The organism is Paraburkholderia sp. RL17-383-BIF-A (genome assembly GCF_046028015.1).
Lineage (GTDB): Bacteria > Pseudomonadota > Gammaproteobacteria > Burkholderiales > Burkholderiaceae > Paraburkholderia.
In genome coordinates, this window is record NZ_JARESR010000039.1 from 54,978 (window position 1) to 70,849 (window position 15,872).

Consider the following 15,872-nt stretch of genomic DNA (forward strand, 5'->3'; position numbering starts at 1 on the left):
CCTGATTAGCCTCTGATCATGCGGAAAAGCGGCGCCAACACCCATTCGGCAATCGTTCTACGCTCGACGACGATGCTCGCCGTAGCCCGCATACCGGGCAAGATGTCGAAATGCTGCTTGCCGTAGTCGAAGGTCTTGCCCCGTAGCGTCGCCCACGCCAGGTAGTCGCCGTCTCCGCCGCCTTGAGCGGCGAGCGAGCCGGGCATGCCCGGAAGCAAGGGGGACGACTGCATCGTCGTGTCCGATATGGCGTCGATGCGTGCTTCGTAGCTGCCGAATTTCGCGTAAGGAAACGCGTCGAATTTGAGCCGCACGATCTGGCCTTTTTCGACAAACCCGCGACGGCGCGACGGAATGCGCAGCGCCGCCCGCAATGCGCCCTTGTCGTCGGTCGCAATCACGAGCGCGACGTCGGACGCCTCCAGCGTGTGGCCCGTCACGAGTTTCGAAAACGTGACGACGCCCGCTTGTGGCGCCGAGATCGTCGCGTCCTGGCGCGACTGTTCGAAGCGCATCCGGATTTCCTGAATGCCTTGTTCGTGCCGCGCGTCGTTCTCTTTCAGCTGCGCGTTGAGGTCGATCAGCGCGCCGTTGAGCGTCGACATCTCGCCGCGCAACTGTTCGCGGCGCGCCAAACCTTGGGCGATGGAAACCTTGACCTGGTGCTCATCGGCACTCGCCTGCTCGATACGATCCGCGGTGACGTAGTCCGACACCGACTTGAGCCGCACGAGTTTCTGCTGCGATTCGTCGGAAAGCTGGCGGTTCTGGGAAATCTGTTCATCCAGCGCAATGAGCTCCGCTTTACGGCTCGAACCCGTCAGCAACGAAGCATCCCGCTGTGCGGTCAATTGCGCCTTGCGTTGGGCGTATTGTTCGTCTGCGACGCGAATCTGTTCGTCGCGCATTTGCGAGTCGAACACGGTGCGCTGACGGCCGTCGCTCGACAGCGACAGGTCACGCTGCAGCGTGAACAAGGGCGCACCGGCTGCCACGCGCTCCGACGGGCGCACGTATACCGAGGTCACGAGTCCGCTCAAACCGCGTACCTTCACTTCCGATGGCGACACGATTTCGCACTGCACGTCCTGCTTGAGTTCCACTTCATGCAGGAAGCCGAAGCCGACGGCAACCACCACGATCGCCGACGCGGCATAGGCGATCCATCGCCAGGAAATGTCTTTGTACTGCGGGATACTGGTTGGGTCCATGACTGTCCTGCCGCCTCTCTGCTGGAGACGAGCTGTTTTTTCTAGCGGTGACTGCGTGTGTTATCTGACTGGCGCGAATGCGTACATTGAAGGATGTCCGGCGGCCAACGCACGTGCATAGTTGTCTCTTAACGCCTGCTCGATGCAATCGGCGAGACGTTGAGGCGCGTCGCGTTGCGCCAGTTCGAGCGGATCGAATACGAAAACGCCAAAACGCCCATGCTCAAAGCGCAGATAGAACGGCAGCAGCAGCGCGTCGAGCGGCGCGCCCATGCGAAATACGCCGTTATGAATCCGCGCCGGACGGCCGAAAATGGAAACGCCGACGGTCTCCATGGGATACCCGCTCAGCGTGAACGGCGGCGCATCCGAAAACAGCACGACGACACCGTTGCGTTTGAGCGAGCGCGCCGCGCGCAAACCCAATCCGCTGCGATTCGTTTCGCTATAGGTGTGGAGGATGTCGATGTGCGGAATCATCGCCTCATCGCTTCCGTAGATATTCTGCGGCACGCCCGATACGACGCCGATCGACGCAAGTCCGAGCTGTTTGCGCAGTTCGTCGACCAAGTAGATATTGGCGTATTGCGAGACGTAGTGAAATGGCGAAACGATGACTGGCCGATCAGGCGTCGCGGCCTTCACCTTCCTGATGATCTGCGCCAGCACGGTCGCGGCACGCTGCAAATCCGGCCACGCTTCCGCGCGATTGCGCTGGCGGCCAAAATGAAGCCGTTGATCGATCAGTTTCTCGAGCATCCTGCCCGGCAGCACCCGGCGATTGTCGAGATGGTCGAGCTTCAATACGTCGCGCCCGACTTCCCGCCGCTCGATACCGCTCCAGCGGAGCCTCGCATTGAAGCGACTGCGCACATACCAGGCGGTCATTGCAAGCGGCTCGATCGCGCGCAAAGGAATGCGCGACAGGCAAGCGCCTTGTAGGCGGTCGCGGCTCTGTCTCGCGCCGCGCCTGAAAGCGGCAGGCAACCCACGCAACGCTATGAATAACCGCATGCTCGTTCCTTCGTCACGGTGATACAGCCGTTCCACGGGAACGCCATGATTCGTTGTCCGGACGCGAAGCCCGATCTCGAACGACCGGGCTTCGCGAGACGGTGAGCGGGCAATCAGCCCGTCCTTACACCGTCATTGCGACGCTGCTTAGCTGCGCGCGACCGGCTTGGCTGCCGGAGCTGCTGCCGGCGCCGCGGTCGGTGCTGCGGACTTCGACGCCGAGCTTGCCGGAGCACAGCAGCACTTGCAGCAGCCGCCGGCGATTTCCGATTGAGCCAGTGCGTTACGATCGATCTTTTGCATTTTCTTGCCTTGAGATAAAAAATTTAAAATTAGGATAACTACACCTTCTACGTCTACTTCTAACTACGCCCTGCAAAACATGGCTTTGCCTCTTGCGAAGCTCGGCCAATCCTTCAATTCTTCAGCTACCGGTCATTCCTGTTGGCGCGTCCCCGGGTGAAACTAGTGATGCCCGCTCCCACGCTCGACATCCGACCATGAGACAACCGCATTGCGTGCATACACCTTCATGGGCACTGCATTCATGAACAACATCAGCCGTTCCGCCCCTTCTGTCTGGTCAACCGTTGCGACATTCGAAGCAATGTTGTCGCTCGCAGACTGGCGCGTCACGACTACCGCATTCAACGGCGGCGCTGGCTCCAGGCTGGTTGGCTCAACCTTGCTGTCGGGCCGAGCGCTCTGAGGACCGACTTCAATCGGATCCGCGCTGCCGGGCAGCAGGTGCGGCACGGCCGCATGGCCGGGACTGCCCGCGCTCAGGTCCGGGTTCGCCGACGCGCCGGCATCCAGGCCGCCCTTCGGTTGGAGGGTGTCGGCTTTGTCTTCTGGTGCTTCGGTGATCGTGATGCCTTCTCTGCGAGCAAACACCGAGCCCCGAATGTTCGCCGCCACCTGCGAATAGCCGGAACCGCCACTCGCGCTTGCTCCGAAAGTCGCATAGGGACTGCGGTACTGGACATTGCCTCCACCGATGCTCGAGCGCTCCGAATGCGTCCCGTACATGCCGTACTTCAGTTCATCCGCAGCACCCGCGGAACCCGCAAGGATTGCCTGCTCGGACCAGTTGGTGCGACTGTCATGCATCAAGCCCGCCGACAGCGGCGGAGCATGCTCCGCCTTGCCAAGCGGCACGGAGACGGTGGCGAACAACTGGTTGCTCATGGGTCCGGTCAAGCCGGTGCGCTGCCGCGAAGCCGATACGGTGTAATTCAGATTCGCATTGGCCACGCGCACGGCGCCGGAGTAGCCAATCTGAAATTCCGTTTCGGATCCCGAATGGTTCCAGTAGTCCGACGTCGAGCCGACCACATAAAGCGTACCGCCAGCGCCGCCGAGGCGCTGGTTCAGCGCAATCTGCATCTGGCTGCGCCGATGTCCGACGCCGTTTACGCCGGAACCCGCCGACGCCACCTCGCGTGTAAGCAGCGCGTCGCGCAGCGAGAGGAAGCCGCCTGATGAGTAGCCATACGCGGCGATCGAAACGTTCGTATTCGTCGGCTCGATGAACTTGCTATAGCCGATGCGCAGGCTTGCACCACGCGTGCTTTGCGATTGCGGCGCGTCGGCCTGAGCCGCCGAGATGTCGGCCGACAGCGCGCCGATCGGCGTGCGGATCGCCGCACCGATCAAGCCGGACAGATAACCGTCCGCGGCAACCGCCCCGCCGTAGCCCGTTACCGAACCGCTGAAGCCGTGCTGGATCGTGCCCTGCAGCATCGCGTCGTGGCGCTTGATCTGCGGGTCACGCGCCACACCACCGGCGACGCTGAATCGCGTCGAGTCCCGACGCAAAAGCGGCACGGCCGAAGGGTATGGCACGGTGAAACTGTGCTGACTGCCGTCGGCTTCCGTCACGGTGACAAGCAGATTGCCGCCATAACCGGTTGCCGCGACGTCGTTGATTTCAAACGGCCCCGGCGCAACCGTGGTTTCGTATAAGCGGTTGCCGTTCTGCGTCACAGTGACCAGCGCATTCGACATTGCCACGCCGCGCACCATCGGCGCATAGCCGGACACGACCTCGGGCACCGCGCTATCGACGCTCTCCACCTTTACGCCACGCACGCCGATGCTGTCGAACACAGCGCCGTCCGTGAACTGGTCGCCAAGCGCGAGCCGGGTTTTCAACGACGGAATGTCTCGCTGCACATAAGTCGCGATGTTCTGATATGACGTGCCTCGCCCCGTCATGGACTGGACCGCACCCCGCTCGCGCACTTGCCAACTGCCGATATTGACGCCTGCGTTAAAGCCAAAGTAACGCTGTGTATCCGCCGCCCCTTGCCCCGAGGTGCGAAACGTATTGAACGCGTAACCAAGCGCCGCCGACGGACTTTCCGCATGCGCGGTTACGAGCGATTCACTCCCGGGCGCCGCCTGTCCCGACTCCATAGCGGAAGCATTCGCGCCATCGTCACGCTGATCGTTGAACTGCGCACCGGCGCCGGTGATGGTCTGCGCATGCCCCGGCGCCGACACACAGGCGCCTAGCGCACCGAACATCAGCGCATGCGTGCGCCGCCGCGCTCGTCTGCTCAATCCTCGGGTGAATTCGGAATGTCTTTTTGCCGCCATTTCAACTATCAACGTTTGTTCTGCGCGCGGCGGTAGGCACGCGGCAACGTGTGAAAGTATCCGCGTTGACGATCTCGTCAGCTATACGATTTCACTGAGAAAAAGTCGGAACTTTCCCAAAGATGTCGTAGGAATTACGGGCGATACCGGCGACGGAAGGAATGGATATCTACCGCGCGAAGGCGTGTGTCGAGGTGGGATCAGCGCCGCTCAGAAGCGAGCGGCGAAGTCGCGACACGAATGCGTCGCGATGCAAGTTGGGGAACGTTGTCGATCGCTAGAAAAAAGCTATCTGGAATAGCCGCTGGAAATGGCCCGCCGCATGCGGCCCGCGCCTAAAGCGCGAGAACCGTCACACCCACTTCCACCCGATGCGCGCCGCCGCCGAGAATCATCCCGCGCAGCAAGGACACGTCGCTGTAATCGCGGCCGATCGCAAGCGTCACGTGATCCACATCGGCGAGCACGTCGTTGGTCGGATCGAGATCGATCCAGCCGCTGCCGGGGCAATGCACCGACACCCACGCATGGGAAGCGTCCGCGCCGATCAAACGCGGCTGCCCAGGCGGCGGATCGTTGCGCAAATAGCCGCTCACGTAGCGCGCCGGCAAACCCAGCGAGCGCAAGCAGCCGATCATCACCTGCGCGAAGTCCTGGCACACGCCGCTCTTCAGTTCGAAGGCGCGTTCAGCGGGGGTATCGAACATCGTCGCGGAAGGTTTGTAGGCGAAGTCTTCGTGAATGCGGTGCATCAGATCGATCGCGCCCGCGGCAATCGGCATGCCGGGCGGAAAGCTCGGCAATGCATAGGCGCGCAGCGACGGCCGCGGCACGATGTTCGGCGACGCGAAACAGAATTCCACCTCGGGCCGGAACTGGCCGCCGACGCGAAACCGCAACGCGTCGGACACGTCGTCCCATTCGGGTGTCGCCTCGGGATCGAGGTCGGTCCAGCGCGGCGTGAGCGCCACCGTGGTTTCGCTGACCAGTTGCAAGCGCTCGTGCGGCGCATCCAGCGCGAAATACAGGACGTCGTTGCCGAATGCGTCGATCCGGCTATTCAGATACGACGGCTCGGGTTCGATCGTTTCGCTGTGCGACACCACGCGCTGCCACGCGCAGGCGATCGGCCGGATTGTCGCGAGATGCTGCGCGGTCTCCACATACGTGGAATAGCGATAAGTCGTGCGATGCGAAACGGACAGCACGGTCGGCGCGTTCTTCATGACCACACCTGCGAAGCGACGGTGCTGGCGTGACTGAAATAGCGCGCGCTGATTTCATGGGCCGCCGCACCGGCATAAGCGCCGATCTGATCGCATACCGCAATCAGATTGGCATAGGCGCCGTCTTCGTCGACGGTACACAGCGATTCGAGCGAAGGCAACGAAGCGGCGGGCGCCATCAATTCCGCGAACGGACGATGCCGCGTGCTGCCCGCCGCCACCGCGATCTCGTCGAGCTTCTTGCGCAGACGCTCGTACACGCCGTAGATGCCGCGCGGATTGGTCGGCTCGATGACCAGCAGGTCGAGCAGCGCCGGCACCTCGAAGCGGCCAGGATAGAGCGAGCGATACGTGAGCGTGCTGTCGAACAACTGCAGCAGCAGGTCGAAGCCGGCGGGCGTGGAGAGTTGACCTTTGTCGGCGACTACGCGCAGGAACGACGTCATCGCCGACACGCGCTCGATGTGACGGCCCACGAACAGGAGACGCCACGCTTCGTCGCGTGTCATGCGGTCGCCCTGTGCGCCGCTGATCGCCGACAACTGCACCGACAGGCGTTCGAGCGCGTTCATCAGCGTGACGCGATCGTAACGTTCGTAGCGCTCGCCACGGCCGTTGCCATTGCCGTTGCCTTGCGATCCCCCGCCGCTGTAACCCGGAGCGGGCATCAGTGTCTGCAACGCGTCGCGGAAGTCGTTGCGCGCCGCGAGAATCGTGCGCCAGTGATCGTTCGACAGACGCCCGCGCACTTCCCCGTTCGAGCGCGCCTGGCAGTTCAGGTTCTGGCCGATGCTCGCGGCGCCGGTGCTCTCGCTCAGATTGGCAACGAGAGCGCGCTCGAAAGCTTGCGGCGAATGCGGCGAGAACATGTCGCCGGATTGCACGAGCCCGCAATGCATGGCGAGTTCGACCAGGGTCGGAAACATCGCGTCGGCGTCGTTGCCTTCCAGCGAGCCGAGAATCAGGCGCAGCAGCCGCACGTTGTTTTCGGCGCGCTCGCCGTACCGCCCGGCCCAGAACAGGTTTTCCGCCGCGCGGCTCGACACGGTGCGGTGTTTGCGCGCGAGGTCGGCGGGCTGCATCGGCGAAGGCAGCAACGTGAAGGTCGAAGTCGGCTGGCTCGACAGCACCCACGTATCGACGCTGCTGCCGCCATACTGCATGGACACCGTGGTCTGGCGTTCGGCGGCGAGGCGGGTGAAACCGCCCGGCATTACATGCCAGCCGCCGTTGACGTCCGCAATCGCATAGACGCGCAGCACCGACGGACGGCGGCCAATGGTGCCGTCTTCGTAACGCGGCGTGCAGGAAAAACGTTGCGCCTGCTGGATCGTGTAGGTGTCCGGCATGGCCTCGATACGCTCGCGCCACGCCGACAGGCGCTGCCTGCCCTGCTCCACGCCCGGCGGCGCATCGCGCCCGGTGACCGGCCACGTCGGCACGATGAACGCCTCGTCGAGGCGCGCGAAGGCATGATTGCGCGCCGCCTTTTCGCCGCACCACCATGTCGGCACGCTCGGCAGAACGAGGTCTTCGCCGAGCAGCACTTCGGCAATGCCGGGCAGAAAACCGTGCAAGGCCGGCGATTCGACAAAGCCCGAGCCCGGCACGTTCGAGACGATCACGTTGCCCGCGCGCATCACTTGCAGCAAACCGGGCACGCCGATACTCGAATCGGCGCGCAGCTCGACCGGGTCGCAGAACGCGTCGTCCAGACGCCGCAGCACCACGTGCACGCGTTCGAGACCGGCGAGGGTCTTCAGATAGAGCTTGTCGTCGCGCACCGTCAGGTCTTTGCCTTCGACCAGCGTCACGCCGAGATAGCGCGCCAGAAAGACGTGTTCGAAGTAGGTTTCGCTAAACGGCCCCGGCGTGAGGAAGGCGATATGCGGCGAACGGTCGACGCCTTCGCCGTCGTCCGGCATGGTGGCCTGGGCCGCCTGCACGAGGGTCGCGATCAGTTGCGAGTAGGTCGGCGCGAGCCGGCTTACACGCAAGGCGCGAAACGGATCGGCGAACAGCGTCGACATGATCAGGCGGTTTTCCAGCGCGTAACCGAGCCCGGACGGCGCCTCGGTGCGATGCGCCATCACGGTCCAGTCGCCGTTGGGCGTGCGCGCCAGATCCACCGCGACCACCTGCAGATACTGGCCGCCCGGCGGCGTGAAGCCCTTCACCGAGCGCAGATAGCCGGGATGACCGAACACCAGCGCGGGCGGCAATTGCCCGCGTTCGAGCAGGGTTTGCGGCCCATAAATATCGGCGACGATCGCGTTGAGCAGATGCGCGCGCTGCGTCACGCCGCGCTCGATATGCGCCCACTCGTCCTCGCTGATCAGGAACGGCAGCAGGTCGAGCGCCCACGGCCGCGGCTCGCCGTTATCCGCGTAGACGTTGTAGCTGATGTCGTTGTCGCGGATCTGCTGCGCGACCGAGGCGAGATCGTCGTCGAGCCGCGCGATGCCGACTTCGCCGAGCCGCTCGAAGAACTGCCGCCACGGTTCGCGCAACGCGCCCGAGGCGTCGCGCAACTCGTCCCAGTGTCCCTCGTGGGCCGGCAGCAGGCGCAGCAGGGACGAAGCGTCCGCGCGCGCCGCGGACGTTTCGAAGGGAAAAGTCGATTGAAAGGCCAAGGTCGTGTCGTTTTAAGTGTGTGCTGGTTTTACCAGTAGCGCAGATCCAGTGTGAAAGGAAACTCCAGACTGCGCTGAGGTGCATCGACCGTGAGCGGCCCCGGCGTGTGTCCCGTCGCGAAGAAGCGCGCGCGCCGCCGGCTTTCCGCCTCATAGGCGTTGATCGGGAAGGTCTGGTAATTGCGCCCGCCCGGATGAGCGACATGATACTGGCATCCGCCCACCGAGCGGCCACTCCATGTATCGACCAGATCGAAAGTGAGCGGCGCGTCCACGCCGATGGTCGGATGCAGCGCCGACGGCTGCGACCACGCGCGAAAGCGCACGCCGGCCACATATTCGCTGACGCGGCCAGTCGGCTGCAACGGCACCGGCACGCCGTTGACGGTCAGCACATGGCGGTTGTCGTTCAGGCCGAACGCACGCACTTCGAGCCGCTCCACCGAAGAATCCACGTAACGCACCGTGCCGCCCGCCGAGCCCTCCTCGCCCATCACATGCCACGGTTCGAGCGCGTTGCGAATCGTCAGCGAGACGCCGTTCACCGTCGTTTCGCCGACCAGCGGGAAGCGGAATTCGAAGTGCGGCGCGAACCAGCTGCTGTCGAAGGCGTAGCCCGCGCGGTTCAGTTCGCCGAGCACGTCGTCGAAATCCATCTTCACGAAGGTGCCGAGCAGGAAGCGGTCGTGCAACTCCGTGCCCCAACGGGTGAGCCGCTGCGTGTACGGCGTGTGCCAGAAGCGCGCCACCAGCGCGCGCAGCAGCAGTTGCTGCACCAGACTCATGCGCGCGTGCGGCGGCATTTCGAAGCCGCGCAATTCGAGCAGGCCGAGACGGCCGGTCGGGCCGTCCGGCGAATAGAGCTTGTCGATGCAGAACTCGGCGCGGTGCGTGTTGCCCGTCACGTCGATCAGGATGTTGCGCAGCGACCGGTCGATCATCCACGGCGGCAGGCTCGCGCTTTCGCGGCCGCCGAGCATGTCGATCTGCCGCTGCAATTCGCGAAACGCCACTTCGAGCTCGTAGACCTGATCGTTGCGCGCTTCGTCGACCCGCGGCGCCTGGCTGGTCGGTCCGATGAACAGCCCGGAAAACAGATACGACAGCGATGGATGGTTGTGCCAGTAAGCGATCAGGCTCGCCAGCAGGTCGGGGCGGCGCAGGAACGGACTATCCGCGGGCGTCGCGCCGCCGAGCACGAAGTGATTGCCGCCGCCGGTTCCGGTATGGCGGCCGTCGGTCATGAACTTCTCGCTGCTGAGATAGCTCTCCGCCGCGGACTGATACAGATACTCCGTGTGGTCGACCAGTTGCTCCCAGTTCGCCGCGGGATGAATGTTCACCTCGATCACGCCGGGGTCCGGCGTGACCTGCAGCACTTTCAGGCGCGCGTCACGCGGCGGCGGATAACCTTCGAGCACCACCTGCATGCGCAACTCGGCGGCCGTCGCTTCGACGGCGGCGAGCAGGTCGAGATAGTCGTCGAGTTCGGTGAGCGGCGGCATGAACACATGCAGCAGCGTCCGCCCGCTGCCGAACGCTTCCGTTTCGGCTTTTGGACCGGCTGCCCGCTTCGGGTCGCGCGCTTCGACGCAAATCGCCGTCCGGATCGTTTCCTTCGACGACTGCCCGCGCGCCGGCACCGCCTCATCGCCGGGCTGACGCGCATAGGCCAGCACACCGCCGCCCGGCATGCCGCTCAGCAGCTCCGCCGCCGAAGACGACAACGCCGCCGCGCGACGCGCATCGGCTGGACTCATGCCGCGTTGCTCGCCGTCGTATTGCATGCGCAATTGCGCGGCCGAACGCAACGGCACCGGCGGCGCGAACGGATCGTGCGCGTGCTGATACGGGTAGTCGGTCTTCGACACCCACGGCAGCGAATCGAGCGGCAGCCGATAGCCCATTGGCGAATCGCCCGGAATCAGGAACATGCGCTCGTCGCGGAAGAACCAGCGGCCGCTGACCCACTTCGGCGCCTCGTGCGGCACCTCGCGTTCGCGCGCGAGCGGCAGCACGTAACCGGTCGCGCCGCCCAGCCCCGCGTCGAATACGCGGCGCAGACGCACGCGCTCCAGTTCGTCGTCCAGCCGCGCGTCGAGTGGATCGACGTTGACCGGCAGACGGCGCTCGCGCCACAAGTAGTACCAGACGTCCTCAAAGCCGGGCTGGATGCAGTCCGCGTCGAGCGCGAGCTTCGTCGCCAGATGCGCGAGGAAGCGTTGCGCGTCGGCAGCCGTGTAGGTGCCGGGCTCGCGCTCGTCCGCGAACAGCGCGGGGTTGTGCCAGCACGGCTCGCCGTCGGCGCGCCAGTACAGCGACATGGCCCAGCGCGGCAATTGCTCGCCCGGATACCACTTGCCCTGGCCGATATGCAGGAAGCCGTTCGCGCCATAGCGCGCGCGCAGCTTTTCCATCAGCGCGACCGCGTAGCCGCGCTTGGTCGGGCCGAGCGCGTCCGTGTTCCATTCGGCGGCGTCGCGATCGCGTACCGAGACGAAGGTCGGCTCGCCGCCCATGGTCAGACGCACGTCCATGCCGGCGAGTTGCTGGTCCACGTGGGCGCCCATTTTCAGCACGTCGGCCCACACGGCCTCGCTGAACGGCTTGGTGACGCGCGGCGTCTCCAGCACCCGTTCGATCGACATGGTGTGTTCGAACTCGACCTCGGATTCGTCCACGGCGCCGGAGATCGGCGCCGCGCTGCCCGGCTCGGGCGTGCAGGCGACGGGGATATGCCCTTCGCCCGCCAGCAGCCCGGAGGTCGGATCGAGGCCGATCCAGCCCGCACCCGGCAGATACACCTCGCACCACGCGTGCAGGTCGGTGAAATCGACCTCGGTGCCGCTGGGGCCGTCGATGGATTTGACGTCGGGCGCGAGTTGCAGCAGGTAGCCGGACACGAAGCGCGCCGCCAGCCCCAGTTGCCGCAAGGTCTCGACCAGCAGCCAGCCGGAATCGCGGCACGATCCCGCCGCGCTCACGAGCGTTTCCTCGGGCGTCTGCACGCCCGGCTCCATCCGGATCAGGTAGCGAATCTCGCGTTGCAGCCGCTGATTCAGGCCGACGAGAAAGTCGGCGGTGGCGGCCGGCGTGCGGTCGATACTCTTGACGAATTCGGCGAAGCGCGGCGTCATCGGCCGCTTGACGAGGTACGGCGCGAGTTCCAGCGCGAGGCCGGGTGAGTATTCGAACGGAAATTGCTCGGCCGAGGGCTCCAGAAAGAAGTCGAACGGGTTGTAGACCGCCATTTCGGCGATCAGATCGACCGTCACCTTGAATTCGCGCGTCTTCTCGGGGAACACCAGCCGCGCCTGATAGTTGGCGAACGCGTCCTGCTGCCAGTTGATGAAATGTTCGGCCGGCTCGACCCGCATCGAATACGACAGGATCGGGGTCCGGCAATGCGGCGCAGGCCTGAGACGCACGACCTGGGGCGACAGTGAAACCAGCCTGTCGTAGCGGTAATGTGTGACATGATGCAACGCGACGCGTATGGACACACCGGACTCCTGGACGAAGGATGGCAGCCCGCCAAAAAGCAAGCTTCATGCCGTTTATTGAACAAGTGCGAAAAACCGCCTGAATTGCCCGTACTGCCCGGATCACCGCCTGCGATGAACTTTGCCGCGCCTGGCCGACCGTCCGGTCGATCGAACCGAGCACCCTTTCTCCTGCCATCTCCAAGGTCGCGCACCAAAGCGGCGCAACGCTCATGCACGATCATGCACGTAATGTGCGTTAAACCAGTGACGTCTGGCAAATGCGGCATGAAGATTGCGGCAGCTGTTCGCTCATGCCCGCCCTCCACCTCCCAGGCTCGACCGATGAAAACCTTCCACTGCAATCACTGCTCGCACCTCGTGTTCTATGAAAACGTGCGTTGCGAACGTTGCGAGTCATTGCTCGGCTATGTACCTGAACTGGCGGAAATCAGCGCGTTCGAAGACGCCGGCGAAGGACGCTGGCGCAGCCTGCATCCGGGCGCCGACGGTGCGCTGTTCCGCCAATGCCACAACTACGCCGTCGAAAACGTCTGTAACTGGATGATCCCCGCCGACTCGCCGGACGTGCTGTGCCGCGCCTGCCAGTTGACCTTGACGATTCCGAATCTGAGCGCGCCGGACAATCGGCTCTACTGGTATCGGCTGGAAATGGCCAAACGTCGCCTGCTGTACACACTGGCCGAACTCGGTCTCGACGTGAAGTCGCGCCAGGCCGACCCGGAACATGGCCTCGCCTTCGAATTCCTCGAAGACGGCGGCGACGGTTCGCGCGTCATGACCGGCCATGATAACGGCCTGATCACGCTGAACATCGCCGAAGCCGACGACGCCTACCGCGAGAAAGTCCGCACCGCGATGGGCGAGCCGTACCGGACCTTGCTCGGCCACTTCCGGCACGAGACCGGGCACTACTACTTCAGCCAGCTCGTCGAGAACAACCCGCGCTGGCTCGAACCGTTCCGCAAACTGTTCGGCGACGAAAGCATCGACTATGGCGAGGCGTTGAACGCCTACTATCGGGACGGCGCGCCGGCCGACTGGCAGGCGTCGTTTATTAGCGCGTATGCCACGATGCATCCTTGGGAAGATTGGGCCGAGACGTGGGCGCATTACATGCTGATCGTCGACGTGCTGGATACGTCGACCTCGTACGGCGTTGCGCTGCTGCCCGACGATCCGAGCGAGCCGACGCTGACCGATCGCACGCCGGTGGAAGACGCCAGCTTCGAGAATCTGATGAAGCGCTGGTTTCCGCTCACCTATGCACTGAACAGCCTGAACCGGAGTCTTGGCATGCCGGACGGTTATCCGTTCACGCTCGCCGCGCCGGTGGTGGAGAAGCTGCGCTTCGTGCATCGCGTGATCGGGGCGGCCGGCGACAAATCCGTGCCGCGCGAAGCGGCAACGCCGCCGGGGCAGGCCGTAGCTTCGCAAGCGCCGGCACAACCGGTGGAGGCCCCGCCGCCGCAGTTGGAACCCGTGGCATCCGAGTCACCGTTGCAGCCGGAGCCCGCCGCCGTCCAAACAACCCCGGCAAAGCGGGCCACGCGGCGGCGCTAGGCGCGCTCTCGCACCGCATCGGCTCAAAGGCCTCGTCAAATGCCTTTCTCAAAATAAGACTCTTCCTAGATGCATCCCGGTCGAATTCTTTGACAATCGGATTCCGTTGGCGACACACGCAGTCAGTGGACACCGCCCGCACTCGGCGCGGCGCGCGTCCCATCACGCGTCGCAATCCGCAGTGGGTCTCACGCCCCGTCGCCCGCCTTCCTGTCATTGAACACGACGCGCATGCGGAACATCGCATGCCGTTCACTCTCGACCGTCACCATGAGCACAGAATTCTCCCTCGATCGATTCGAATCCCAGATCCAGTCCCGTGACTACGATGCCGCGCACGAGGAGTTCTGCGCGCTGCTCAAAACGCTCTGCGAAAAGCGCGGCACGCTCGGCGGCGAACGCTTTGCCCGTAGCAGCCCGAACTCGCCCGGCGACGAAGCGTCGCAGCGCACCTTGCAGCGCATCGCCGACGGATTCACCGCGCTGTTTTCGGCGCCCGAGTACACGCTCGCCGCGGAGAAAATGAACATCCTGTTTTGGGGGCGGCCATGGATCAACATGATCTTCGCCGTGTCGTCGTATGGATCGACCGATCACATCGTCCGCACGCTGCTCGATGCCGCGCACGACAACAACGACAACAACGCCGCGCGCGACGTATTGATCCGCAAGCAACTGGTGCTCTACACGTCGGGCTCGCAATACGATATCGATTTCGCGGATCTTCATCGATGCGACCCGGTGCTCGCGACCAGCCTCGGCATTTCGATCGTCAGCGCGGCCGTGCATATCTCGCCCGCCGCGCAGGAAAAACGCGAGCGGCTGCTCGACTGGTTGCCGGGCGCGCTGGACAGTATCGAAGACCTCGACGACTTGCCGACCGCCGCCGTGTGCGGCGCTTACATGCATTGCAGCTATTCCACCTCGCCCGATCGGCACGCAATCAAGCGCAGCATCAACAAGCTGGTTCGCAAGAAACTGGCGACGCTCGGCCTGCTCGACCATGAAGCCAACGTCCCACGCACGCCGGCCAAACGACACGATAAGAACCGCAAGCCGGTGATGCTGGTGGTTCTCGAATGGTTCACGGGCGGCCACTCGATCTACCGCACGCATTCACGCACAATGCTCGCCGCGCGCGAGCATTTCGAAGTTGTCGCGTTCGGCGAGGCGCAGCATGTGGACGAAACAGGGCGCGCGATTTTCGATCGTTTCGTCGAATTCGAGCATCCGGAATACATCGGCGATTGCATCCGCCAGATCCAGGCATTCGCCACGCGCGAGCAACCGGATGTGCTTTATATGCCGAGTGTCGGCATGTTCTCGCACACGATCTTTCTGTCGAACCTGCGCGTCGCGCCACTGCAGATCGCGGGTCTCGGTCATCCGGCGACGATGCACGCGGCGCATATGGACTACGTGAGCGTCGAAGAAGATTTCGTCGGCGACCCGGCGTGCTTCAGCGAAAAAATAATCCGTTTGCCGAAGGATGGCCAACCGTACGTGCCGTCGAAACTGCTCACCGAAATTGTGCCGTCAATTCCGGCGCGAGGCGACATCGTCAACATCGGGGTGACGGCCAGTGCGATGAAGATCAATCCGCACTTTCTCGAGACCTGCAAGGCGATCGTTCACACCGCTCGTGTGCCGGTCAAATTCCATTTCATGACATGCTGGAGCGAAAGCATCGATCTGGCGTACGTCAGAAAGTCGATTCACGCGACGCTGCCGCAATCGAGCGTGGACGTGTACGGCTCGCTCGACTACCCGACGTATCTGAAAGTCCTCAACACGATGGACATGTTCGTGAGCCCGTTCCCGTTCGGCAACACCAACGGCATCGTCGATTCGTTGACCATGGGCCTGCCCGGTGTCAATCTGTGCGGGCGCGAAGTATTCGAGCATATCGACAGCGGCCTGTTCGGGCGCGCCGGCTTGCCGTCGTGGCTGACCGCTCACTCGACCGACGAGTACGTGCGCGCCGCCGCGCGGCTCGCCGAGCAGCACGATGAGCGCGAGGCGCTGCGTCGGCGCCTGATCGACGGGAAAGCCGTCGAGCGTATCTTCGCGGGACGTCCCGAGGCGTTCGGCGAGGCCGTGTTGGCGGTGCTCAACAGTCTC

At 63.8% G+C, this 15,872-nt stretch carries 8 protein-coding genes; 2 read left to right on the forward strand and 6 right to left on the reverse strand.

Going from position 1 to position 15,872, the window contains the following annotated elements; all coding sequences use genetic code 11:
- Positions 1 to 5: 5 nt before the first annotated feature.
- The 6 genes from P0D71_RS31260 to P0D71_RS31285 form a co-directional block, all read right to left on the reverse strand.
- Positions 6 to 1,211, reverse strand: coding sequence for an HlyD family secretion protein (locus P0D71_RS31260; RefSeq protein ID WP_408483435.1), 1,206 nt, complete (start codon positions 1,209 to 1,211; stop codon positions 6 to 8).
- A 60-nt stretch (positions 1,212 to 1,271) separates the two neighbouring features.
- Positions 1,272 to 2,225, reverse strand: a complete 954-nt coding sequence (locus P0D71_RS31265) for a lysophospholipid acyltransferase family protein (protein WP_408483436.1) — start codon at positions 2,223 to 2,225, stop codon at positions 1,272 to 1,274.
- A gap of 465 nt (positions 2,226 to 2,690) precedes the next feature.
- Positions 2,691 to 4,790: a fimbria/pilus outer membrane usher protein gene (locus P0D71_RS31270; RefSeq protein WP_408483437.1), complete on the reverse strand. Its 2,100-nt coding sequence runs from the start codon at positions 4,788 to 4,790 to the stop codon at positions 2,691 to 2,693.
- 371 nt (positions 4,791 to 5,161) lie between these two features.
- Positions 5,162 to 6,052, reverse strand: a complete 891-nt coding sequence (locus P0D71_RS31275) for a transglutaminase family protein (protein ID WP_408300061.1) — start codon at positions 6,050 to 6,052, stop codon at positions 5,162 to 5,164.
- Complete coding sequence (locus P0D71_RS31280) at positions 6,049 to 8,685, reverse strand: circularly permuted type 2 ATP-grasp protein (RefSeq protein ID WP_408483438.1); 2,637 nt, start codon at positions 8,683 to 8,685, stop codon at positions 6,049 to 6,051. Before P0D71_RS31280 ends, P0D71_RS31275 begins: the two co-directional genes overlap by 4 nt.
- A gap of 29 nt (positions 8,686 to 8,714) precedes the next feature.
- Positions 8,715 to 12,188 (reverse strand): transglutaminase family protein, encoded by a 3,474-nt coding sequence (locus P0D71_RS31285; protein ID WP_408483439.1) that lies wholly within the window; start codon positions 12,186 to 12,188, stop codon positions 8,715 to 8,717.
- Between the two features lie 324 nt (positions 12,189 to 12,512).
- Between P0D71_RS31285 and P0D71_RS31290 the strand changes: the two genes are divergently transcribed.
- Together P0D71_RS31290 and P0D71_RS31295 are read left to right on the forward strand one after the other, a co-directional pair.
- Complete coding sequence (locus P0D71_RS31290) at positions 12,513 to 13,751, forward strand: zinc-binding metallopeptidase family protein (RefSeq protein ID WP_408483440.1); 1,239 nt, start codon at positions 12,513 to 12,515, stop codon at positions 13,749 to 13,751.
- 270 nt (positions 13,752 to 14,021) lie between these two features.
- A partial coding sequence (locus tag P0D71_RS31295; protein ID WP_408483441.1) for an adhesin occupies positions 14,022 to 15,872 on the forward strand: 1,851 nt, incomplete at its 3' end.